Here is a 23,508-nt window from a genome sequence, read left to right as displayed (position 1 = left end):
ATGTTGGTTAAGTTCTTGTTGTTGCTCTGGAGTCATTTTTGTCTTTTCCCTACTCTTTTCTCTATCCCATACCCAATTGATGCTTTTGTCAAGTAGTTTATTTGTTCTTCAGCTTTGACTTGCTCCCCAAGTGGGTGAGTCTTATACTCAGTTAGTATTGCGCGATATTATCGAAGACTCTCAATTGGCTAAAATATTTGATTTCAAAACAGCAGAAACCAAAGCTCCCAAAGCTGAAGGAGGATTAAATATTGAAGGTTTAACGGCAACTCCAGACGGAAATATCTTAATCGGTTTTCGTAATCCTGTCCCCAACGGTAAAGCTCTTTTATTACCCCTAAAAAATCCCAAGAGTTTAGTTACTAATTCAACCATGGCTAAAGCTGAATTTGGTGATCCTATCCTGCTAGATTTGGGAAGATTAGGAATTCGTAGCATTGAATTTTGGCCAGCTTTAGAAGTATATTTAATTATTGCCGGAGAATTTCATGGAGGCGATCAATTTGTTTTCTATACTTGGTCAGGAAAAAAAGAAGATGCACCAAAAAAGATAGAATCACTGCAATTCCCTGACGGTTTTCGTCCAGAAGCTTTGTTGTTTTATCCCCATTTCCCAGATCGCTTTCAGATTTTAAGCGATGATGGTACAATCGAGCGAGTTGGTAATACTCCCTGTAAAGATATTCCCGATAAAAATAGTCCCGAAAAATATTTCCGTAGTATTTGGGTAAAAGCGAATTAATTAGCTGTTTTTCTTTTTCACTGCTAATGGGACTTAGACATTTTCTGAGTGGGACTTAAACACAACCTAAGACAAAAATAGCTTTAAACCCATACAGAGACAAGCTTTAAGCTCAAATAACACGCTCATCTTGAGGCTTTCAGTCCTAGAAGTCCTATTAACCTTTTTCTCTGATCCAGAGGACTTTTAGGTTCCCAAAGGGATAAGAACAGGAAAGTGTGGAGAATCCTCCCATAATCGCTACAATTTTCCTAGAGGCTAAATGTTGCCCTCATTTAAGTTCTTTTGTACTAATTAAAAACCATGAAAATTCTTCACGGTACTTGGATTCCTCAATCAACGGACGAATTTATTCAGAAGGGTAGCTTTTATCTTTGGGGAGAAACTAGCACCCCGAAAAAGAGTCGCACCACTGCTAATAATTATCATCCTTTTCAGTTAAGCAAAGAAGAATTAACTAGCTTTCTCACTGGAGAATTAGGAATAGTTCAATCGAATTATAATCCTCTTAGTCGGCAATTTGTCCCCCGCTACTTTCTTTTACCTAGCCAAGATAATCAACCTTTACCCTCCTTAGAATTACTGCGTTATCTAGAAAAAGAACCCCCAGAAAATAGCCAATGGCAATCTTGGCAAATTGATTGTTATCCCCTTAATCCTGTACTTAAACTGCTCAATGATCTGCACTTTATCTGTCTTTACAACTCCTCAGAGATTCAGTTAGGTGCAGATTTACTTTTTTGGTATCACTACAGTCAAGCTTTTAAAGAAATAATTCTCAAAGATAACTATATTCCTGCTTTTAAATATAGAGAATTAGCCACAAATAACCAGAAAAACGCTAACTTTGCCATCTATCCTCTTTGGGAAATTATATCAGCAACCTACGAACCCAATCTCGATCGCTATCTCGAATATCTTCCCCGCATTTGTCTTGCTGGTGCTGAAAATCCCCATGCTTCACCACAATTATACGATCCCAAAACCCTACTCCGGCACTTCTCCGAATGTCTCCTCAATGAAATTGTCGCCAATACGGCAATTCCTGCCAGTTTTGATAAAAAAATTAGCGAGACAATTATAGGTGATTGCTTCTCTGTGACTAAGGCTGCTGGATTCCTACAAACTGCCGCTGCCTTAGAAAAATATCAACAGTGGCAAACTTGGAGACAGCAATTACTGGGAGACCAAAATATATCTAATTTTACCCTCGGTTTTAAACTAACGGAAGCGCCAGACGATAATATTGAACAGTGGCAAATTACTTTTATCCTCATCTCTAAACAAGACCCCTCCCTGGGATTAGAATTAGACGAATATTGGTATGCAGTACCGGAAACTAGAACAAGCATACGAGCGCATTTTGGTCAAGATTTAGACAAAAATATTTTACTAAGTTTGGGTTATGCTGCCCGTATTTATCCACCCATTTGGCAAGGATTAGAAACGGATAAACCGACGGGATTTTATCTCAACCTTACAGAAGCTTTTACTTTCTTAAAAGAAACTGCTTGGATTTTAGAAGATGCGGGATATAAGGTAATTATTCCCGCTTGGTGGACTCCCGAAGGCCGTCAACGCGCTAAAGTTCGGCTAAAAACTACTTCTAAATCGGGCAAATCTACCCCCGTTAGTAAAGGGATTTTTAGCCTCGAAAACATCATTAAATATCAATATGAATTAGCCATCGGGGAAGAAACTATCAGTCAAGAGGAATGGCAACAATTAATTAACACCAAAACACCCTTAGTTAAATTTCGAGGTCAATGGGTAGAATTAGAACAAAATAAAATGCAGCAAATGCTGGATTTTTGGCAGAAATATCAGCAGGAAAATCCTGAGATGAATCTGATTGAATTAATGAAAAAAGCTGCCGAATACCCAGAGGAGATTATTATTGAAACCGATAATTTTTTAGGTTCTATGCTAGAGAAATTACAAAATCCTAGTCAACTAGAACCGATCGAAAATCCTCCCCAATTACAAGGAACGCTGCGGGAGTACCAAAAGCGCGGAGTTGCCTGGATTCAATACCTAGAACAATTGGGTTTAAATGGTTGTCTTGCTGACGATATGGGATTAGGAAAAACCCTACAGGTAATTGCTAGATTGATTGGGGAAAGAGAGGGAGATAATAAGGTTTTACCAACTCTGCTAGTTGCACCTACTTCTGTGGTGGGAAATTGGGCAAAAGAAATTGAAAAATTTGCCCCCCATCTTCAGGTTTTAATCCACCATGGTAGTAAGCGCTATCAAGATGAGAGCGAATTTCAGACAGTAGCTAGTCAAAAGGATATCGTCATTACTTCTTTTACCTTAGTTCGCAAGGATTTGAAATTATTTAAATCGCAATCTTGGCAACGTTTAGTAATTGATGAAGCACAAAATATCAAAAATCCTAAAGCGGCACAAACTAAAGCAATCTTGAGTTTATCTGCACAACATCGTCTCGCATTAACGGGAACTCCAGTAGAAAATAGACTGCTTGATTTATGGTCAATTTTTAACTTCCTTAACCCCGGTTATTTAGGTAAAGAAACTCAATTTCGTAAAGCTTTTGAAGTGCCAATCCAAAAACAAAATGATCGTCTCCAGTCCACGGTTCTCAAAAAATTAGTGGAACCTTTTATTCTGCGTCGGGTAAAAACCGATAAGCAGATAATTAAAGATTTGCCTGATAAAGTGGAAAACAAACAGTATTGTAATTTAACTAAAGAACAAGCTTCTCTCTACGAAGTTGTCATCAAAGAAGTGGAAAAACAATTAGAAGAAGCGGAGGGAATAAAACGCAAAGGATTAATTTTATCTACCCTGATGCGCTTGAAACAAATTTGTAATCACCCGCGTCAATTTTTACAGGATAACAGTGCTTTTACTCCTGAACGATCGCATAAGTTAGAGCGTTTGGGAGAAATGCTAGAAGAAGTAATTTTAGAGGGAGATAGTCTGCTAATTTTCACTCAATTTACTGAAATCGGTGACTCCTTACAAAAGTACCTCAAACAAACTTTTCGCTATAATACCTATTATCTTCACGGGGGGACTTCTCAACCAAAACGAGAACAAATGATCGAAGAATTTCAACATCCCGAAACAGAACCTTCCGTATTTATTTTATCCCTAAAAGCTGGGGGAGTGGGGATTACTTTAACCAAAGCAAATCATGTTTTTCATTTCGATCGTTGGTGGAATCCTGCGGTGGAAAATCAAGCAACTGATCGCGCTTTTAGAATTGGTCAACAAAAAAATGTTTTCGTGCATAAATTTGTCACTCTGGGAACCTTAGAGGAAAGAATTGATGAAATGATCGAGGAAAAGAAAAAGGTAGCTAATGCTATTGTTAGTAATGATGAATCCTGGTTAACGGAATTAGATAACGAAAGTTTTCGTCAGTTAATCGCATTGAATAAACAGACAATTATTTAACCGAGGTAAACCCATGAATAAATTTAGTAAAACTTGGTGGGGACAACGCTTTATAGAAGCACTAGAAGAATTTACTGACTCAGCGCGCTTGAGTCGAGGACGTTCCTACGCCAAAAATGATAAAGTCAAGAATTATAAAATTGATGGTAATTTAATTACTGCTCAGGTGCGAGGTTCCATTAATCCCTACTTTGGAGTTTATAAAGAACCTTTGTATAGGGTGAGTATCGAGATTAAACCAATTACTAAAGCAGAGTGGTCACAAGCTTTATATAATCTTGGTTCAAGAGCGAGTATGATCTCTAAACTGCTGCTCAAAGAAGTTCCCGATAATATTGATGAAGCATTTAGCGATCTGAATCTCCACTTATTACCCCACAATCAAAAGGATTTTATCACCAATTGTTCCTGTCCCGATTGGGAAAATCCCTGTAAACATATCGCAGGAGTTTATTACCTCGTTGCTTCCCAATTAGATCAGGATCCTTTCCTCTTATTTGAATTACGGGGTATCTCTCGTCAAAAATTACTGCAAGAGTTAGCAAAAACTCCTCTCGGTAAGTTGCTTTCCTCCTCCATCCAAGAGGAAAAAATTCCTCTTAACCCCGGAACTTCCTATCACACTAAACCCGAAACTATACCAGCAGCAGAAACAATTGATCTCAAAGAATTTTGGCACTCCCATCAACGTTTACCAGAAAACCCTCAGTTAGTTAAATCGGCAACTATTCCCGCAATTGTCATTAAAAAAGCCGGTGATTATCCTGCATTTTGGGATAAGAATACTTCCTTTATCGAAGTAATGGAAGAAATGTATCAACGGGTACGCAATAAAAATGCTGGTATGTTATAATTAGGTGGGTGTTGAAAATTGTCAGACACCCTTCTTATTAAGAGAAAATTAAGGCTAGATTAAAGGGTAATTAAAGCGGGATTAAAAGTTTGAAAAAGCATTCTATTTTTTAAGACAAGCAGAATCTATGAACCAAGAATCTCTCAGCTTTGTCCATGGGAATGTCAAGTCAGCCGATCGCTTTTTAGTGTGTGGATTGGGTAGTCTCGGACAACACTGCGTCAAGTCTTTAAAAGAGTTTGGGGTTAGCGTTGTCGGTATCGAACTAATACAGCCTCCCAGTTGGGAAATTAATGATTTTCCCGATTTATTAGAGGAAATAATTATCGGTGATTGTCGTCAAAAAAACATTTTAGCAAGAGCGGGAATCGATCGCTGTCGGGCTGCTTTAATTGTCACCAGTGATGAGCGAATTAATGCCACCACTGCCCTAATTATTCGGCAATTAAATCCCCTTACCCGCTTAGTGGTGCGTTCTTCTAAAGATAATCTCAATCAGCTACTTAAGGAACGTTTAGGCAATTTTATCGCCTATGAACCCACCCAACTACCCGCCAATGCCTTTGCTTTAGCCACATTAGGCACAGAAACCCTCGGTTTTTTGCATCTCGACGGTCAGAAATTGCGGATTATCCAGAGACAAATTAGCCCCGAAGATGGTTTACTCGATCGCTTTTTAGGTGATTTAAATACCCCCACCCGTCGTCTGTTAGCACATACAGCCCCCGATGAACCTTTAAGGGCCGGATTTTATCAATGGTCTCCCACCACTACTATCCGGGCTGGTGATACCATTACCACTATAGAGACTACCTATCAAAACATCGATTCTACCCGCCAGAAACCGTCAAATTCTCCCCAGAAGTTGCGGGATTTTTGGCAGAAATTCCTCAAAGAAATCCAACAATTCTGGCAATTGAGTTTTCAGCAGCAAATTCATCGGGTGGCTTTCCTGTCAGTATTTATCATTATCCTCCTAGTAATTATCGGGACTTTTCTTTTCCATCTCTACGCCCCGAGAGCTTCCTTTATTTCCTCTCTTTCAGGAACAGCGATCCTTTTATTAGGTGGTTACGGCGATGTTTTCGGTGGCTCTAACCCCGAAGATTTAAATGCGGTTCCCTGGTGGATGCAGCTATTTAGTCTCTTTTTAACCTTAGCTGGAACCGCTTTTATCGGGGTTCTCTATGCCATTTTGACAGAAACTTTATTATCATCAAGATTTCAATTTATCCCTAACCGTCCCCCAGTTCCCCAACAGAATCATATCGTTATTGTGGGCTTAGGTCGAGTCGGCAGAGAAGTGGCTAATTTATTACTAGAAATGCAACAGGCGATCGTTGGGGTGAGCTTAAATAGGGATTTTGATGGGACTATGCTGCCAAAAATGCCCCTGATGACGGGAAATATCGAAGAATCTTTAAAAAATGTCAATTTAGATAGGGCTAAAAGTATAGCGATCGTTACTGATGACGAAATCCTCAATTTAGAAGTGGCCCTAACCACCCGCAAACTCAACCCCCAAAGCTACTTAGTCATCCGCACCACCGACGACAACCTTAGTCAACAATTAAGTCAAATTCTACCCCAATCTCACATTTTAGGAACCAACACCGTGGCGGCAGAAGCCTTTACGGGAGCGGCTTTCGGAGAAAATATCATCTATCTGTTCCGTTGGGCGCAAAAAACGATTCTGGTGACAGAATACGAGATCGAAGCCGGAGATACTCTCAATGGTAGCTCGATCGGGGATATTGCCTACGGTTATCGAGTCGTGCCGATCCTACACCAACGAGAACGGGAAACCACGAAATTAATGCCCGAAGATTATCTCAATTTACGCATCGGCGATCGCATTGTGGTGCTGGCCACCATCAACGGACTGCGACGGGTGGAACAGGGTCGTCGCACTCCCAAAACTTGGCGCGTGCGGGTGGAAAAAGCCTTTAACCGCAATATTGCCGCAGAAGCACCCACCGTAATCAGTCGTTTTTCTAATTGTCCCCTGAAAACCGCCAGCGATCTCATGGAAAATTTGCCAGCGCTCCTGGGCGCCCCCCTCTACGAACAGCAGGCGATTCGATTAGTTTCCGAGTTAAAAAAAATTCAAGTTCAAGCATTGGCTATTCCCATTAACCCGAAATCGAGGTAAATGAGAGTTATCCTTTTTTGTCAAACTAGAAGGCCATCTTGGTCTTTTTTTATTTTTTTTTAACTCAATTCAGTCTGCCGTGGGGAGATAACACCCTTATCTCCTCAATAACCGCACACCGGGATTAGCACTCAAGCCCTAAGAGTGCTAAATTAACTATAAGGAGTCCTATTACAACAGCGATACCATGTCCAAAATCATTGCCTTCAAAGATGAATCCCGTCGCGCCCTAGAAAGAGGTGTCAACGCCTTGGCCGATGCGGTAAAAATCACCCTCGGTCCGAAAGGACGCAATGTCTTGCTAGAAAAGAAATACGGTGCCCCCCAGATCGTTAATGACGGCATCACCGTCGCCAAAGAAATCGAATTGTCCGATCCCCTCGAAAACACCGGGGCGAGATTAATTCAGGAAGTAGCGGCAAAAACCAAAGATTTAGCGGGAGATGGCACCACCACCGCCACCATCATCGCCCAGGCTTTAATTAAAGAAGGTCTCAAAAACGTTACCGCTGGGGCCAATCCCGTCGCTTTAAGACGCGGACTAGACAAAACCATCGCCTATCTGGTCGAGGAAATCGCCGCCGTCGCTAAACCGATCGCTGGAGATGCGATCGCTCAAGTGGCCACCGTTTCTTCCGGCAACGACGAAGAAGTGGGAAAAATGATCGCCGCCGCCATGGAAAAAGTCACCACCGATGGCGTAATCACCGTGGAAGAATCGAAATCCCTAACCACGGAATTAGAAGTAGTGGAAGGGATGCAGATCGATCGCGGTTATATCTCTCCCTATTTCATCACCGATCAAGAAAGACAGATCGTCGAGTACGACAACCCCCTGATCCTGATTACCGATAAAAAAATCAGTGCGATCGCAGAATTAGTCCCCGTCCTCGAAGCCGTTGCCCGTCAAGGTCGTCCCCTATTAATTATCGCCGAAGATGTGGACGGCGAAGCTTTAGCCACTCTAGTGGTCAACAAAGCCCGGGGAGTCTTAAATGTCGTCGCTATCAAAGCCCCCAGTTTCGGGGAACGTCGCAAAGCGGTTTTACAAGATATCGCCATCCTCACTGGCGGTCGTCTGATTTCCGAAGAAGTGGGCTTAAGTCTTGACACGGTTAGCCTTGATCTGCTAGGGCAAGCGGCAAAAATCACCCTAGAAAAAGACAATACAATTATTGTCGCCTCCGGAGACAGCCGCAATAAGGCCGATGTGCAGAAACGTCTCGCCCAACTGAAAAAACAGTTAGAAGAAACCGATTCCGAATTCGATAAGGAAAAATTACAGGAACGCATCGCTAAATTAGCCGGCGGTGTGGCCGTGATTAAAGTCGGGGCAGCCACGGAAACCGAACTCAAGGATCGCAAACTCCGCATCGAGGATGCCCTCAATGCCACCAAAGCCGCCGTGGAAGAAGGTATCGTCCCGGGCGGTGGTACAACCTTGATTCATCTGGCTTCTAAGGTGAAGGCTTTCAAAGCTTCTTTGACTAACGATGAGGAAAAAGTCGCCGCCGATATCGTCGCTAAAGCCCTAGAAGCCCCCCTGCGTCAGTTAGCTAATAACGCCGGTGTGGAAGGGGATGTGATCGTGGAAGGTGTGCGCGATACCGCTTTTAGCGTCGGTTACAATGTCCTCACTGGCAAGTACGAAGACTTAATCGCCGCCGGAATTATCGATCCGGCTAAAGTGGTACGGTCAGCTGTACAAAACGCCGCTTCTATCGCCGGTATGGTCTTAACTACGGAAGCCCTCGTGGTCGAAAAACCCGTTAAAGAAACCGCAGCCCCCGATATGGGCGGCATGGGTGGCATGGGTGGCATGGGTGGCATGGGTGGCATGGGTGGCATGGGTATGATGTAATTCCTGATGCCGTCTGGCCCGTCAAAATAATCTCATGCAATTGAGCCAATCTGTCCCTTTTCTCGTTAACATCGGCATTAGGGACAGGTTTTTTTTCCTCAACCACAGGGCAAGAATAAGCTGTACTGCATTGAAACTGCACCTAGAAAATTTTAGTACAAATGCTCGACTTCCGCAAAATTTGTGAACTCTGTCAGTTAACCGGTACAGAAGATCGGGAGATTAATGAAGATTAGTCATGGATTTTAGGTATTGGGATAGGGGGAGGTGGTTGCGTTAATATTAGTTGCTGTATCTAATGACGCTGGAAAAAAACTATAGATGAACTCTCCCTATGCAGATGTCTCTCCTAGTAATTGGTTATCTATCACCCAAAGACTTGTGGAAAGACATCCCCTATCTACCGATGCAATTGTTGATGTTGTTTTAACATCTTGGCAATCAATTTTTAATTCTCAGTTAGGCACAAAAGGTTTTAGAATTGGTAGGGATATCTTCCCTAAACCTCAAATTATGGGTTTTCTACTTCATGAATTAATTCCTTTAGAACTAAAAGCAAAATCTCCCGATCTCTGGAGAGGAGATATCAGTATATCTGATAAAGATATTGTCTATATACCTGATGACTTTTTTTCAATTGAAGTCAAAACCTCCTCTGATCCTAGACATATATATGGCAACAGAAGCTATGCTCAAAATTCTAATAACAGCAAAAAAGGTAAGTCTGGATACTATTTAGCAGTTAACTTTGAGAAGTTTTCTCATACTACTAATCCTCAGATTAAACTAATTCGTTTCGGTTGGATTGATTCTGGGGATTGGATTGGGCAAAAGGCAGCTACAGGTCAACAATCGCGTCTTTCCTCTGACGTAGAAAATTATAAATTGCTCCAATTGTATCAAAAAATCTAGAATAATGATCCTTGAATATGAGTATTGCTTCTTTCTTTTTTAAATCTTTTAAATCTCTCTGCAGCTATCTCGCAATAGTCTTGTCGAATTTCAAAACCCACAAAAATTCTTCCTAATCCCAAGGCCGCTATTCCCGTAGAACAAGAACCGGCAAAGGGATCAAGTATTATTTCTACGGGATTAGATGAAGCTTGTATAATTCTCTCGACAATTGCTAAAGGAAATTGTGCGGGATGTCCGGTTCTTTCCTTAGAACTGCGCTTTTCTCCTGTAGTGACTTTAGGAACTTCCCACACATCAGAAGGATTTTTACCGAGAGGATTACAACGATATTTACCATTTTTCTTTTGATTGGGATACTTAACGTTAGGGTCACGAATATTATCTAAGTTAAAAGTATATTCTTGGCAATTTTTGAGATAAAAAAGCCATTTTTCATTGCGAGGACTAAGACGATTTTTTGTAGAAACACCTGCCCCATATTTCCAGACAATTTCTTGTAAAAGATAAAAGGGAGACTTATCCCAAAGAAGATAGGGAATCGGAACACATAATCCCTTTTCTGGTACTTCTAAATAACCAACATTTAGCCACAAAGCACCGTTATCTTGAGTAATCTGATAAATTTGCCGCAGCCAATTAGCACACCAATCAACATAGTCATTGATTGAAAGAACTCGTTCATATTCTTTGCCAATATTATAAGGTGGTGATGTAACAGTGAGGTCAATTTTTATGTCACTATGAGATAGTTTAGACAAAAAGTCTGTGGCATCTCCTTGATAAAGAATAAAGCCGTTGTCTGAGTAAAAAGGTTGACCAAGATGACTAATCAGAATTTCTTTAAGAAAATTAAATTTGTTGGCTCTATCTTTTTCTAACTCTGGAGAAAATGGCTGTAGTAAGGAGGAAGGGGCAATCTGAGTTGATTGATGATCAACAATTCCCTCTGCTAGATAAGAGTTTTGTTCCTTATTGGCAATTGGACGAGACTCATCTTCCGATAGTTTTTTTTGTTTTCGCTGGGACTCTACAACCATAATCTCAAAGGACAGGTAAGTGTTTTGATAGTTTCAATTATGTCCTTATTTTACCAAAATATCACCAGAGTTGCGCTTAATTTAATAACTCTTGTAATCATTCTCCTTCCCTTACCCTGGATTGGGGGGGGTAGAACCCCACCAAGAGTTAAAGATCGACTGATAAAGCAGCGAGTTTTCCTTGAAAAATCTCAACTGAGTAGATTAATAATTATGAGATGCACCCGAAAATTATCCCTAAAATGGTGGTAAATAACCCATGGCATTTTTGACTCGATCGAGGGTTTGATTTGCTACCGCTTCTGCTTTGAGACGACCTTGCCGCAAAACTGTGGCTAAATAATCTTTATCCTCTCTAATTTGGGCGTATTTTTCCTGAATAGGTTTCAGAGATTCTATGGTGACTTCTGTTAACATCGGTTTAAATTGTCCCCAACCTAAATCGGCACATTCTCCCCCGACCACCTCTTTACTTTTTCCTGATAAAATGCTGTAGAGAGTTAGTAAATTATGGCATTCGGGACGTTCTGGATCATCGAAAGTTAAACCCTTTACTAGATCGGTTTTACAGCGTTTAATTTTTTTAGCAATGACATCGGGACTATCAAGAATATTAATCCGACTCATCTCGGCAGGATCGGATTTAGACATTTTATTCCGGCCATCGGTTAAACTCATCACCCGCGCTCCTTCCTTGCGGATCATCGGATCGGGAAGTTTTAAAATTGGTTGTTTCGGTTGCCCAAAAAGATGATTAATTCTAACGGCTATATCGCGAGTTAATTCTAAATGTTGTTTTTGATCTTCTCCTACGGGTACTTTATCGGCATCGTAAAGTAGGATATCGGCGGCCATCAGTACGGGATAATCGAGTAAACCCGTGCCAACATTTTCCCCCTGTTTAATCGCTTTTTCTTTAAATTGAATCATATCAGTTAACCAATTTAAAGGGGTGATACAATTCAATAACCAAGTTAATTCCGTATGGGCTTTAACGTGGGATTGGACAAAGATCGTCCCATATTCTAAATCAATTCCGCAGGCTAAATATAAAGCGGCAATTGCTAAAGTATCCTCCGCAAGAGTGGCGGGATTATGGGGAACGGTGATCGCGTGTAAATCGACCACACAAAAGAAATTATCGTAGTCTTTTTGTCCCTCCACCCAATTGCGGATCGCACCGAGATAATTGCCTAAATGTAAATTGCCGGTTGGTTGCACACCAGATAAGATTCTTTGTTTACCCATAACTCATGCGATCGCTTTTTATCATGATTTTATTGTATCAGTTTTTGCGGCTAATTTCATCCTAAATCCAATTGGGAAAAATCATTCTCAGATAATAATCCCGCGCTGACAGGGGAATACCTAAATAAATTGGTAGCCAATAGATAAAAGCAAAAGTTATCAAAATTATCAGCGAGCGCGAGCCATTTTTATAAATAGGATTGGAACTTTCTAAACCATCGGCTAAGAGCCAAGCTAGGGCAATCCAAGTGAAGCTGTAGGCAGCCATATAATGATAGAGAAAGGTACAGCGACTAATTTTTAACCAGGGCAGCAGATTGGCAATATAGTTACAGATAAGATAGGCGGAAATTACTCGATCTTTTCGGTTAAATAACCGACTAAAAACCACTAGAATTGCTCCCGTAGAAAACCACCACAAAAACGGATTTCCCATAGCGTGAACATCATAAATTTTATCACCTACTCTCTCAAAATAATAAGCCACAGGTCGCCCCATTACTAACCAACTATACCAGGAAGAACAATAGGGATGAACATCAGCTTGATTGCCCTTTATTCTCTGATGAAATGACCAAATTTCTTGATGTACTTGCCAAAAATTATATTGATGATTGACGAGAAGATGCGGTATCCACAGCAAACTATAGGTAACGAGGGGAAAGACAATTAATGCGATAAAAATGTCCTCTAATCTCAGGTTAGTTGCCTTTGTCCAAAGATGATCTTTTGACTGCTCTTGATTCAATAATTTTATTAACCAAGCAACACCGATAAAAATAAATATTCCCAGTAAAAATCCTAAGCCATTCCATTTAATATTTGCCGCTAAACCGAAACAAACCCCCGATAATAATAACCAATTGATTTTATGATTTTTCTGGAGTGCTAATAAAAAAAATAATTGTCCAGACAAACCGAATAAAATCAAGTAAATATTATTGAGAGCATAGCGGGATTCCACCAGAAATAATCCGTCTAAACTGGCGAGAAAAGCTGTGATTAAAAATACAGTTTTTCTCTGGGTTAATTGATAGGCAATTGCGCCAATAATTAAGGGAATAAAAGAACCAGTCAAAGCATTTAACCAGCGATAACTAAAAGTTGAGCGCAGGGAACCTGTTAAATTATTAATGGTTTCAGCATCGGCAGGAAAATGGGAACCAATCCAGATGCTAATAGCAATTAAATATTGACTTAACGGTGGATGAGACTGAAAAAAATCTTTACCGATTAGATATTCATTGCCGTATTTAGCATAATAAACTTCATCGAAAACAAGTGTATTAAATTGACTGAGATTCCAGAATCTTATTCCTAGGGAAAATACAAATATTCCTAGGATAGATAGGTTAAATTTTACTTGAGAATTCATGAAAAGATAATAGTTATGATAACTGGGAATTTTCTGTTAAACGCAAGCGAAATTCTTTGACGGCAAGACGGGGATTAGGATGGTTGACGTACGCGGCTAATAATTCTAAATTTAAATCCGGTAATAAAGCACTTTTAGGGATTAAAATGTATTCGCCATTCTCTTGCAAAGAATAGATTTTTAACTGATTATCTTGCCAAAACCAAACCTCTTGAGTTCCCAATCTTTGATAAACTTCTAAAACTTTCAGGCTGCCACTGGTTAAGATTATTTCTATCGCCAAATCAGGAAACTCTTTTTCTGTAAATAAACAAAAACATTCATCCGGTTCTTTTCCCGCTTCTTTTTCCTGTTTTCGCAACGTGGTGGAACCTAATCCCCAGAAATCAATTTCAGCATATTCTAAATAAACTTCTACCAATCTACCGATATTTTTTTTGCTAACTTCGTGACGACGACTAGGAGACATAATTTCTACCATTCCATCTAAGTAAGTAATGCGATAACTGGAACTATCTTCTAAATGTTTTAAGAGGGTTTCATACTGTTGCCAATTAACCCCAGAAATTAACATTCTTTGTTCAGGATCATTAGCTTTTAACTCGAAATCTTCTAATCCTTGTAACCGAATCGTAGTCATCATAAAATTAATTACCTCATCTATTTGACTTAATTACTCAGGAAGACTTATTTTGATTTCTTCTGGCGTTAATTTTAGCGCGTAAAATCCTCACTTTATAGGGATCGGCATCTTTTCGCCACAGGATTTGATGGCCCTTGATTGTAGCACAATTCTCCTCTAAACATTTTTGCCAACCCTGTAAACGTTCGATCGCTTTTCTATCTTCTAACAATCCCCAATCCTTTTCTAATTTAGTTAAGCGAAGCAATTTATCATAGTTGGGATAATCCGCCGTTACTAAAAGCTCTTTTTCGTGTAAAATTGGCGGATTAGGACTATCCTGGTAATCGCGAAAACTAAAATCAGCCGAACCTAAATACACATCCATGCTAGTGGCTAAAATCGGATGAATTTCTGTATCAAAATTAGGGTAATAGAGATAGGAAATTTTGGGTTGACGAAAGGATAAACGAATAACGTTAGCATTTTCTAACCGTCCGATAGTTTGACTAGCACAACCTTCATATAAGCGTAATAACATCGGTAATTTTTCCAGAACGCTAATATGAATAGTTAGGGAATAACGGGAAAGTTTGCCTAGAGAACTATTTTCACAAGTACGAGCGATCGCTGGCAGATTTCCCGCACTTATTAACACTTCTTCTGCTAAAGCGCAAGCATTGCGATAACTGCCAAATAAAGCTTTAAAATCGGCACGAGTAGCGGGAGATAATTCCCTTACTTTCGGACATTGGCTAAATTGACTTAAAGCTAAATAAAGTAAAAGATCGGCGCGTCTTTTATCGGCAATTATCTCCCATTCTTCCCCTTCTGTTACTTGTAGAATCACTTGAAAAGCTCGTCTAAAAGTGCCAAATTCTGCCTTAATTTCTTCCTCTTGCAATAATTCTCCCGCGACGGGTAAACGTCCCTGCTGAGTGTAAAATTCCATCAGGGGAGTTAATAGATCTTCGTAATCTTCAAAGCGTTTGAGATGGGTTTTAATTTTAGGAGTGGCAGTGCGGGAACGACATCTCGATAAACGAAAATTTTCGGCTTTTTCTTCCTCTCGAAAAACTAGATAAACTCCCAAAGTTATCGGAATAGAATCAACCCCTAAAGTCCTGTCAATATACTGTTTTAGTTCTTCCTGTTGATAGTATTTTTGAAAGGTATTGCGACGGGTTATAATTCCATCTTCATAAGCCATTAAACCCCGTTCACTATCATCAATCAAAATCTGTGCTGAAACGATTAAAACTTGACGGGTTAGTTGCCAAGCTTTTAATAAAGCTTCTTGCCTTTCTTCGGCGGATTCAATAACATTAATTACATAGGCTAAATTAACAATATCAGATTCAATTAAAGGACTATCGGGACGATAATAAGGATCCCAACCTTCACTGTGATAACCCTGTTCAGCTATGCGTTCTATATCACCTCCATAACCACAACCGTAATCAAAAAAAGTGGTTTCAGGAAGAAATAATCCCGCCGCTAATGCTAATCTTGTCGGACGAGAAAGGGTTTTGCGAACAAGAGCGGCTTTGTGGCGATCAATTATTATGGATTTTTCCCTTTGTCCCTCTAGATTACAAACTAAATAATCTCCTGCAAAATCAAGGTGATACTTTCTTAAAAGCCGTTGCCATTCCTGTTTAGTACCGATGGGATAAGAACTGTTTAAAAGTCCTAAAGCACTCTCAATTTTTGTGAGATGCTCGAATTCTTGATAAAGAGGATAGTTCCTAGTAACAAAGGTTTCTTTTCGGTGTAAAATAGGGGGATTATCAGCATTTTGATAATTCCATTCACTTAAGATTAATGTCCCCATATCCACCACTAAACTTTTAGTTAAAACTGGGTGAGGTTCCCAATCAAAATCGGGATAAAAAAGATAGGATATTTTCGGTTTATCGGTGCTAAATTTAATTATTGTTGCCTCGGATAAATGCTGATTAATTCTTGCTTGTTGTTCGTAATTCTGGAGGATAGGATCCAGTTGCTGTAATGCTTCTCGATGAACATAAAGCGCCCCCGGTAATAGTTTACCGATGGGACTAACTTGACACAGTTGCACGATTACGGCGAAATTATCAGCCATGGCAATTAATCTGTCTAATAACAAATTCTAGACACAGAAAAAACTAAATAAATCTAGTTAAATGAACCCGATAGCGCTCTTTTTTTGTCACAGTCACCTCACCCACTTCTAGACGACCTTTTCCCCGAAAAGAAATCAAATCACCGGTTTTAACATTATAACTAGATTGACTGATATCTTTCCAGTTAACTCGCACATCCCCGGAGCTAATTGCTTCGGCCATTTTACTGCGAGAAATGCCAAAACCTGCCGATGCGATCGCATCCAAACGTAGGGAAGCTTCCACAGTATTAATTTCTTTTTTTTGCGGTGGTCTAACTTTTAATTCCGTCAAAGGAATCGGGCTAGTTTTCACGGGAACCGAACGCACTTGTCGCAAATTAGCAGATAAAAAATCTGCCAATTCAGGCACTACAATCGCCTGCGCCCCTCGCTCACCTAAAACAATTATATCACCGACTTTTTCCCGAACGATTCCCGTCCCCAACATCGCCCCTAAAAAATCCCGGTGGTTAGCGGTATCAAAAAGAAAATTACCGGCAATATCAAGGGCAGATAGGGGAATATCTGTTACTGCCAAAGGTAGATCAACTCTAGCAATACCGAGGCGCTGTCTTTCTGCTTGGGGATAACCGCCCCATTTTTGCATTGACACATCGGTTAAACGCTCAAAAACTCGTTCTACTTCCGCCAAAACCGCAGGAGAAAGAAAGTCTGTTGTCGTCACTTCCCAAGTCTTAATCGCTTGTTCGGCTTTATCAATAACTTTCGCTATCTCCTCGCGATTTTCGACACCCTTTAGTAATTCTTCTCTTGGTAACATTGTTTTGTGTTAATTAATCAAAAATTCTTAGGAAAAAATCAGATGAACGATAACTTATTCCTAATAACCGTTCACTGTTCTAGGGCGTATCCTTGCAGATTTTCGGGGTTAAATTGACGCAGGATAAGAGTCGCTCGATTTTTCAGGTTTTCGGAACCCTGCACGACAATAATATATTTTCCCGCACCCAGACGATTGCGATAGGGAAGTGCATCGCCACTGCCGGACGATAAACCCACGCCGCCACCGACGAAAATACTGCCCATCGCCCCCCCCATCGCCCCAGCAATGCCGCCAACGATATGATTGCCCGGTTCTCCCGCCCAATCAAAGGTATGCAATCCCGTAATCAGGTTAAAAAGGTAGCCCCCGGCAAAACCGAAGGGAATTAACCAAAAAGCCATGAGAGTAGCCCGTTTTTTGGCCTGTTGAAAAGGATCGATCAAACCGAACTCATCGGCACTTTTATAGCCGCGACCGAGAATAGTCACTTGAGATTGGGGAATTCCCGCTTTTTCCAGGGCAACGGCAGCTTCTTCGGCTTGAATGCGATCAGCTAACACGGCAATGAGATAATTCATATTCTCCAACTTTTCAGGCTATCTTCATCTCCTATTGTAAGGATTTTGGGGACGCAAAAGCCGATCGATCAAGAAAATATTCAAGGGGAGGCGTTAGTCAATGGTTAATTCAGTTTTAGCTGTTGCTGAATCGAGGGATAAATGCCAACTGTTCCTCCTATCCAAAAGTTAGTTTCGGTCTAGGTTTTAACAATTCCGAAAAAGGTTTCTATGATTGCTTTTGACTGATTGCCGTCCCGGTTAATAACATTGATGCTTGGTTTTCACTCCAGTGAATCATCCAACTCGGTTGTAATCCCAAAACAATAATAAATAAAGCCAAAGCAATTTCGGGAAATCTTTCGGGCCAGGTACTGCGGGGAATGCGCGATAATTCAGGGGTTAAACGACCAAAGAAAACCCGATTAATCATCAGGAGAAAATATACTGCGGTTAAACCACTAGCGACCAAACATAAGAGCGTTTGTATCGGAAAAATCGGGAAACTGCCACGAAAGACCAAAAATTCGGCGATAAATCCCACCATTCCGGGGATGCCGGCGCTGGCCATAGCCGCTAAAATCATTAACATTCCCGTGATTGGTAAACCTCTTTCCGGATTTAATAAACCCCGTAGATAATCCACATCCCGACTACCAGTTTTTTTATACACTACTCCCACCAACAAAAATAACAAAGCGGAAATTAAACCGTGACTAATCATCTGCAAAATCGCCGCGGTGATGCTTAATCTGGTGGTGGCCGCCGCCGCTAGTAAAATATAGGCCATGTGGGAAATGGAAGAATAGGCCACTACTTTTTTCATATCCTTTTGGGCAATAGCGCAACTGGCCCCGTAGAGGGCGCTGATAGCTGCTATTGTTGCTAACCAAGGGGCGATAGTCACCCAAGCGTCAAGAAATAAACCGACTCCAAAGCGCAGCAGTCCATAGGTTCCTAATTTGAGTAATATTCCCGCTAAAAGCACAGAAACGGGGGTAGATGCTTCCACGTGGGCATCCGGTAGCCAAGTATGAAAGGGAAAAATCGGGATTTTGATGGCTAATCCAATCAGAAGGGGAATAAGGAGCAGTAATTGAGTTTTAACGTCTAAATTATTCGATAAAAGGGGGTTATAGGCGAAATTATCAGCACCGGTTAGCCAAACTAAGCCGAGGAAAGAGATCAGCACTAAAAAGCCAGAAATTGCCGTGTATAATAAAAATTTCATGCCCGCGTAACCGCGTCTTTGACCCCCCCAAATGGCAATGAGAAAGTAAAGCGGGACGATTTCTAATTCGTAAAATAGGAAAAATAACAGTAAATCCTGCGCTAGAAAGGCCCCCGCTACTCCGGCATTGAGTAACAAGAGCAGAGAATAGTAAAATTTCGGTCGGTTAACCTCTGTACCACTAGCATAAAGAGCAATTATTGTCAAGATACTGTTAAGAAAAAGTAATGAGAATGACAATCCATCGACACCGAGGGCATAATTGAAACCGAGGAAATTAATCCAAGGCAGGTTAACCGTGAACTGCATTTGCGGGTTACTAGGGTCAAATTGCCAGCCAAGGAGAATATTAAGCAGTAAGAGAACGACAGCAAGAGTTAGAGCTAATCCTCGCACTTTTTTCGCCTCTAGAGGCGTGTAGGCAATCAGTATCGCCCCTATAATCGGTAGCCAAATAAAAGCGTTCAGCATTCTTTAATGGGCATGATAAACCTTCCCATTATTGCCTGAGCGGTCAATCTTTAGCAATATAAACTGGTGAACATTTAAGGTAACTAACGATGAAACAAGAAAAGATCACTCTCAGTCAACTCGAAAGCTTTCTATTTAAGGCGGCGGACATTCTGCGCGGTAAAATGGACGCTTCCGAGTTCAAAGAATTTATCTTTGGGATGTTGTTCCTCAAACGCTTGTCAGACGAGTTTGAGCGCAAGCAAGCGCAACTCAAGAAACAATATGCACACATCCCAGACCCGTTGCTGCTGGCCCAACTGCAAGAAGACCCAATCTCCTATGGAGAAACATTTTTCGTACCTCCTCGCGCTCGCTGGCATCAATCCTGGCGCGACGAAAACGGCCAGGAAGTGCCGCCGCTCAAACACCTTAAGCAGGACATCGGCAATATGCTCAATAAGGCATTAGCGGCGGTAGAGGATGCTAACGATGCCTTGGCGGGAGTGCTGAAGAATAACATCGATTTTAATGCTACCAAGGGCAAAACCAAGATACCTGACCAAAAATGGAAGGATTTACTAGATCATTTCAATCAGCCCCAATTTGTGCTGGTCAACGATAATTTTGAGTTTCCCGACCTATTGGGTGCAGCCTACGAGTACCTAATCAAATACTTTGCCGATAGTGCCGGGAAGAAAGGGGGAGAATTTTACACGCCAGCCGAGGTGGTGCGGCTGTTGGTACAGTTGGTCAAACCCCAAGCGGGCCATACTATCTATGACCCTACCGTGGGGTCGGGCGGTTTCCTTATCCAGTCCTATCAATATGTGGAGGAACAGGGGCAAAACCCCCAGAATCTGGCGCTCTACGGACAGGATTCTAACGGTACAGTCTGGTCAATTTGTAATATGAATATGATCCTCCACAACATCACCCGCTTCACCATTGAAAACGGGGACACTCTCGAAGATCCGCTCATTTTAGAAAACGGACAGATTCGCAAGTTTGACCGAGTTCTGGCTAATCCGCCCTTTTCCCAGGATTACAGCAAGTCTAATCTCAAGTTTACCAACCGCTTTCGCGAATTCTGCCCGGAAAAGGGGAAAAAGGCGGATCTGATGTTTGTCCAGCACATGATTGCCAGTCTTAAACCCGACGGCCACATGGCCACTATCATGCCCCATGGGGTGCTATTTCGGGGGGGGAAAGAGAAGCTGATTCGAGAGATCTTAATTGAGGATGATCTGATTGAGGCGATTATTAGTTTGCCCCCGGGGTTATTTTATGGCACGGGTATCCCGGCCTGTGTGTTGGTGGTGAATAAAAATAAACCTGATGAATTACGCGATAAAATCCTTTTTATTAATGCCGATCGAGAATATGCTGAGGGAAAGAACCAGAATAAATTGCGCCCCGAAGACATTGAAAAGATCGATTATGTCTTTACCCACAAGCGAGAATATCCCAAATATAGCCGCTTGGTAGATAAGTCGGAAATTGTCGAAAAACACGACTTTAATCTTAATATTCGCCGCTATGTGGATAATACGCCAGACCCGGAACCGGAGGATGTAAAAGCTCACTTGATGGGGGGTATTCCGCAGGCTGAAATTGCCGCACAACAGGATACTTTTGCTAAGTTTGGCATCAATACAAATACCCTATTTAAGCCCCTACGCCCCGGCTATGCTAGTTTTTGCCCAGAAATTGCCACGAAAGCCGCTATTAAAGAGAATCTGGAAGCTAATCCCGATTTACAAGCAAGGATAAGCGACCACTATACTACGCTTAAAAATTGGTGGCGAGAAGCGCGGGATGATTTTGCCAAGTTGGAGGGAAATAATATTATGCCCCAAGTGCGGCAGCAATTACTGAGCAGCCTTAAACAGCAGCTGATTCCTTTGGGGGTTTTAGATGAGTTTAAATCGGCGGGGGTGTTTGTTAACTGGTGGCAGCAGATTCGCTATGATCTAAAGACTATTATTAACACTGGCTGGCATCATACTCTTATTCCTGATCAGTATTTATTAGCGGCATTTTTTCAGGCGGAAGAGGCGGAAATTGAGGAACTGGAAAGTAAGATTAGTGCAGTCCAAGGGGAGTTAAGCGAAGCGGTGGAATCAGCGCAAGAGGTGGCGAATTATGAACCAGAAGAGGAAGAAACTGTTAGCGCCACATCGATTAAGAAAGGGCTTAAAGAGTTGATAGATGACCTGAAGCAATCCCAGGGCGATTCAGCAGCCAGAGAGCGCCAATATTACCAACAAGAATACAATGTTATTACTGACATTGAGAACCGGATCAAGTTACTTAAGAATACACTTAAATAACAGCAGAGTCAGCTTGAGTTAAAGCTGCGCTTAAAACGGGTTGGTGATGAGGAATTTAAGGCTGAAACTATTGAATTACTTGAGCAGGTACAAAATCAGCTTATGGGGTTAAATGCAAGTAAAAAGGAAGAAAAGGCGAAGATTAACGCGCTTAATAAGGATAAGAAAGCCTTGGAGATTAAATTATCTTATCCTGAGGGATTACTGACTGAAATAGGAGGACAGTTAAGGGATGAAGAAGCGAAAAAATTGATTCTAAAAAAGCTCTATGATTGGGTATCGGAGCAGCTTACTCGTTACTTGAATGGGGAAAAGCGGGGACTTGTCGCTAAGGTTGAGAATCTTTGGGATAAGTATGCGGTATCAAGTCAGGAAATGGAGGCCCAGCGAGAGCAGACTTTAGGACAGTTAAATGAGTTTTTGAGTAAGTTGAGGTATTTGGCGTGATGAAAAATTGGGATGTAAAAAAACTTCGTGATCTTGCTGATATACGAGTTAGTAATGTTGACAAAAAAATTTATCCTAGCGAACGACCTGTAAAGCTTTGCAACTACATGGACGTTTACACAAATGAATATATTGATGGATCAATTCAGTTTATGGAAGGTTCTGCAAACGATGCAGAAATTGAGCGATTTGGTTTAAATATTGGAGATGTAATTATTACCAAAGACTCAGAAACTCCTGATGATATCGGTATTCCCACCGTTATACATGAGCAAATAGATAACTTAGTTTGTGGTTATCATCTGGCACTAATTCGACCTGACAATGAAAAAATTGATTCTATCTTTCTCTCTAAATATCTTTCAACTTCACGAGTAGCTAATTATTTTGCTCTTCATGCTAGTGGTTCTACACGCTTTGGGCTTCCTATTGGAGCAATTGAGTCAGTTGAAATTTTAACGCCGCCAAAACAAGAACAAACCCAAATCGCCACCATCCTTTCAACAATAGACCGCGCGATTGAGCAAACCGAAGCCCTAATTGCCAAGCAGCAGCGCATCAAAACGGGACTAATGCAGGACTTGCTCACCAAAGGAATTGATGAAAACGGCAATATTCGCAGTGAAGAAACCCATGAATTTAAGGATTCACCGCTTGGGAGGATTCCGGTTGAGTGGGAGGTGGAAAGTCTTGACGAACTAACAACAAAGATTGGTGACGGAATACATACAACCCCGGCTTACTCTGAAAACACCGGATTCTTCTTCATAAATGGAAATAACCTAGGGGATGGATCAATTCACATTACTTCCGATACTTTGTGCGTCAATCAAGGCGAATTTAGGAAATACTACATTGAACTTGACGATAGAACGATTTTGTACTCAATCAATGGTACGATTGGGAATATCGCATTTTATAAAAATGAGCCAGTGGTTCTCGGAAAAAGTGCAGCGTATATAAAATGCAAGAAATCGGTAAATGCTCGCCTAATTTATCACATCCTCCAGTCAGAGCCAGTACACCGATTTTATGATTATGAACTTACCGGCTCAACTATCAAAAATCTTTCATTGGCGGCGATGCGAGCAACCCCAATCAAGATACCCCGAATGCAAGAAGAACAAGAGTTCTTAGCGTGCAGGCTGGACTTGTGTGTTTACGAGATAGGGCAAGCAAACAATTGTCTATCTAAACTCCGCTCTCTCAAAACCGGACTTATGCAAGACCTGCTAACAGGCAAAGTTCGAGTTACGGACCTCCTCAACCAAAAAATAGCAGCAAATTGATTCATCGGTCAAACCTATGCAACCAGAGCAAACACCCACA

The 23,508-nt window shown here is 41.2% G+C and carries 16 protein-coding genes and 1 pseudogene; 9 read left to right on the top strand and 8 right to left on the bottom strand.

From position 1 onward, the window contains the following. Window positions 1-127: 127 nt before the first annotated feature. From MiAbW_RS16050 to MiAbW_RS16025, 6 genes and pseudogenes are all read left to right on the top strand, one after another. A pseudogene (locus MiAbW_RS16050) lies at window positions 128-742 on the top strand (DUF3616 domain-containing protein); the annotation flags it as partial. Window positions 743-1,045: 303 nt separating this feature from the next. Then, entirely contained in the window at window positions 1,046-4,168 is a 3,123-nt protein-coding gene (locus MiAbW_RS16045) for a DEAD/DEAH box helicase (RefSeq protein ID WP_151696909.1), read from the top strand. Window positions 4,169-4,181: 13 nt separating this feature from the next. Further along, window positions 4,182-5,021: an SWIM zinc finger family protein gene (locus MiAbW_RS16040; protein WP_151696908.1), complete on the top strand. Its 840-nt coding sequence runs from the start codon at window positions 4,182-4,184 to the stop codon at window positions 5,019-5,021. Window positions 5,022-5,148: 127 nt separating this feature from the next. Further along, window positions 5,149-7,173 (top strand): potassium channel family protein, encoded by a 2,025-nt coding sequence (locus MiAbW_RS16035; protein WP_151696907.1) that lies wholly within the window; start codon window positions 5,149-5,151, stop codon window positions 7,171-7,173. A 187-nt stretch (window positions 7,174-7,360) separates the two neighbouring features. Then, window positions 7,361-9,034, top strand: coding sequence for a chaperonin GroEL (groL, locus tag MiAbW_RS16030; RefSeq protein WP_151696906.1), 1,674 nt, complete (start codon window positions 7,361-7,363; stop codon window positions 9,032-9,034). Window positions 9,035-9,355: 321 nt separating this feature from the next. Then, complete coding sequence (locus MiAbW_RS16025) at window positions 9,356-9,946, top strand: ScaI family restriction endonuclease (protein WP_151696905.1); 591 nt, start codon at window positions 9,356-9,358, stop codon at window positions 9,944-9,946. Here the strand turns inward: MiAbW_RS16025 and MiAbW_RS16020 are convergent. The 8 genes from MiAbW_RS16020 to MiAbW_RS15985 all read right to left on the bottom strand — a co-directional run bounded on the left by MiAbW_RS16020 (window position 9,943) and on the right by MiAbW_RS15985 (window position 19,420). Further along, window positions 9,943-10,986: a DNA-methyltransferase gene (locus tag MiAbW_RS16020; RefSeq protein ID WP_151696904.1), complete on the bottom strand. Its 1,044-nt coding sequence runs from the start codon at window positions 10,984-10,986 to the stop codon at window positions 9,943-9,945. The genes MiAbW_RS16025 and MiAbW_RS16020 overlap by 4 nt on opposite strands. A 237-nt stretch (window positions 10,987-11,223) precedes the next feature. Next, the gene (trpS, locus tag MiAbW_RS16015; protein ID WP_151696903.1) at window positions 11,224-12,234 is read right to left on the bottom strand and encodes a tryptophan--tRNA ligase; all 1,011 of its coding nucleotides are present in this window, start codon (window positions 12,232-12,234) and stop codon (window positions 11,224-11,226) included. A 61-nt stretch (window positions 12,235-12,295) separates the two neighbouring features. Next, on the bottom strand, window positions 12,296-13,609 hold the full coding sequence (locus MiAbW_RS16010) for a dolichyl-phosphate-mannose--protein mannosyltransferase (RefSeq protein ID WP_151696902.1): 1,314 nt from the start codon (window positions 13,607-13,609) through the stop codon (window positions 12,296-12,298). A 13-nt stretch (window positions 13,610-13,622) separates the two neighbouring features. Then, window positions 13,623-14,252, bottom strand: a complete 630-nt coding sequence (locus tag MiAbW_RS16005) for a Uma2 family endonuclease (RefSeq protein ID WP_151696901.1) — start codon at window positions 14,250-14,252, stop codon at window positions 13,623-13,625. Between the two features lie 34 nt (window positions 14,253-14,286). After that, a complete protein-coding gene (locus MiAbW_RS16000) occupies window positions 14,287-16,335 on the bottom strand; it encodes a DNA phosphorothioation-associated putative methyltransferase (RefSeq protein WP_151696900.1) in 2,049 nt (682 codons plus the stop codon). A gap of 43 nt (window positions 16,336-16,378) precedes the next feature. Then, window positions 16,379-17,158, bottom strand: coding sequence for a photosystem II S4 domain protein (locus MiAbW_RS15995; protein WP_151696899.1), 780 nt, complete (start codon window positions 17,156-17,158; stop codon window positions 16,379-16,381). A 71-nt stretch (window positions 17,159-17,229) separates the two neighbouring features. Continuing rightward, window positions 17,230-17,739: a hypothetical protein gene (locus tag MiAbW_RS15990; protein WP_151696898.1), complete on the bottom strand. Its 510-nt coding sequence runs from the start codon at window positions 17,737-17,739 to the stop codon at window positions 17,230-17,232. 208 nt (window positions 17,740-17,947) lie between these two features. After that, the gene (locus MiAbW_RS15985) at window positions 17,948-19,420 is read right to left on the bottom strand and encodes an NADH-quinone oxidoreductase subunit M (protein WP_151696897.1); all 1,473 of its coding nucleotides are present in this window, start codon (window positions 19,418-19,420) and stop codon (window positions 17,948-17,950) included. Window positions 19,421-19,509: 89 nt separating this feature from the next. On the opposite strand from MiAbW_RS15985, the gene MiAbW_RS15980 reads away from it, so the two are divergent. From MiAbW_RS15980 to MiAbW_RS15975, 3 genes are all read left to right on the top strand, one after another. Continuing rightward, complete coding sequence (locus MiAbW_RS15980) at window positions 19,510-21,732, top strand: type I restriction-modification system subunit M (protein ID WP_238707317.1); 2,223 nt, start codon at window positions 19,510-19,512, stop codon at window positions 21,730-21,732. A 102-nt stretch (window positions 21,733-21,834) separates the two neighbouring features. Continuing rightward, window positions 21,835-22,179: a hypothetical protein gene (locus tag MiAbW_RS20240; RefSeq protein ID WP_238707316.1), complete on the top strand. Its 345-nt coding sequence runs from the start codon at window positions 21,835-21,837 to the stop codon at window positions 22,177-22,179. Next, window positions 22,179-23,468 carry a restriction endonuclease subunit S gene (locus MiAbW_RS15975; RefSeq protein ID WP_151696912.1) on the top strand — a complete coding sequence of 430 codons (1,290 nt, stop codon included), beginning with the start codon at window positions 22,179-22,181 and terminating at the stop codon, window positions 23,466-23,468. The genes MiAbW_RS20240 and MiAbW_RS15975 overlap by 1 nt, the downstream gene beginning before the upstream one ends. Window positions 23,469-23,508 lie beyond the last annotated feature (40 nt).

Origin of the sequence: Microcystis aeruginosa NIES-4325, assembly GCF_008974145.1 — a bacterium.
In the GTDB taxonomy this organism is placed as follows: Bacteria; Cyanobacteriota; Cyanobacteriia; order Cyanobacteriales; family Microcystaceae; genus Microcystis; species Microcystis aeruginosa_G.
Note: the sequence above shows the minus strand (reverse complement) of the source record. Positions and strands in the feature narration are given on the sequence as shown.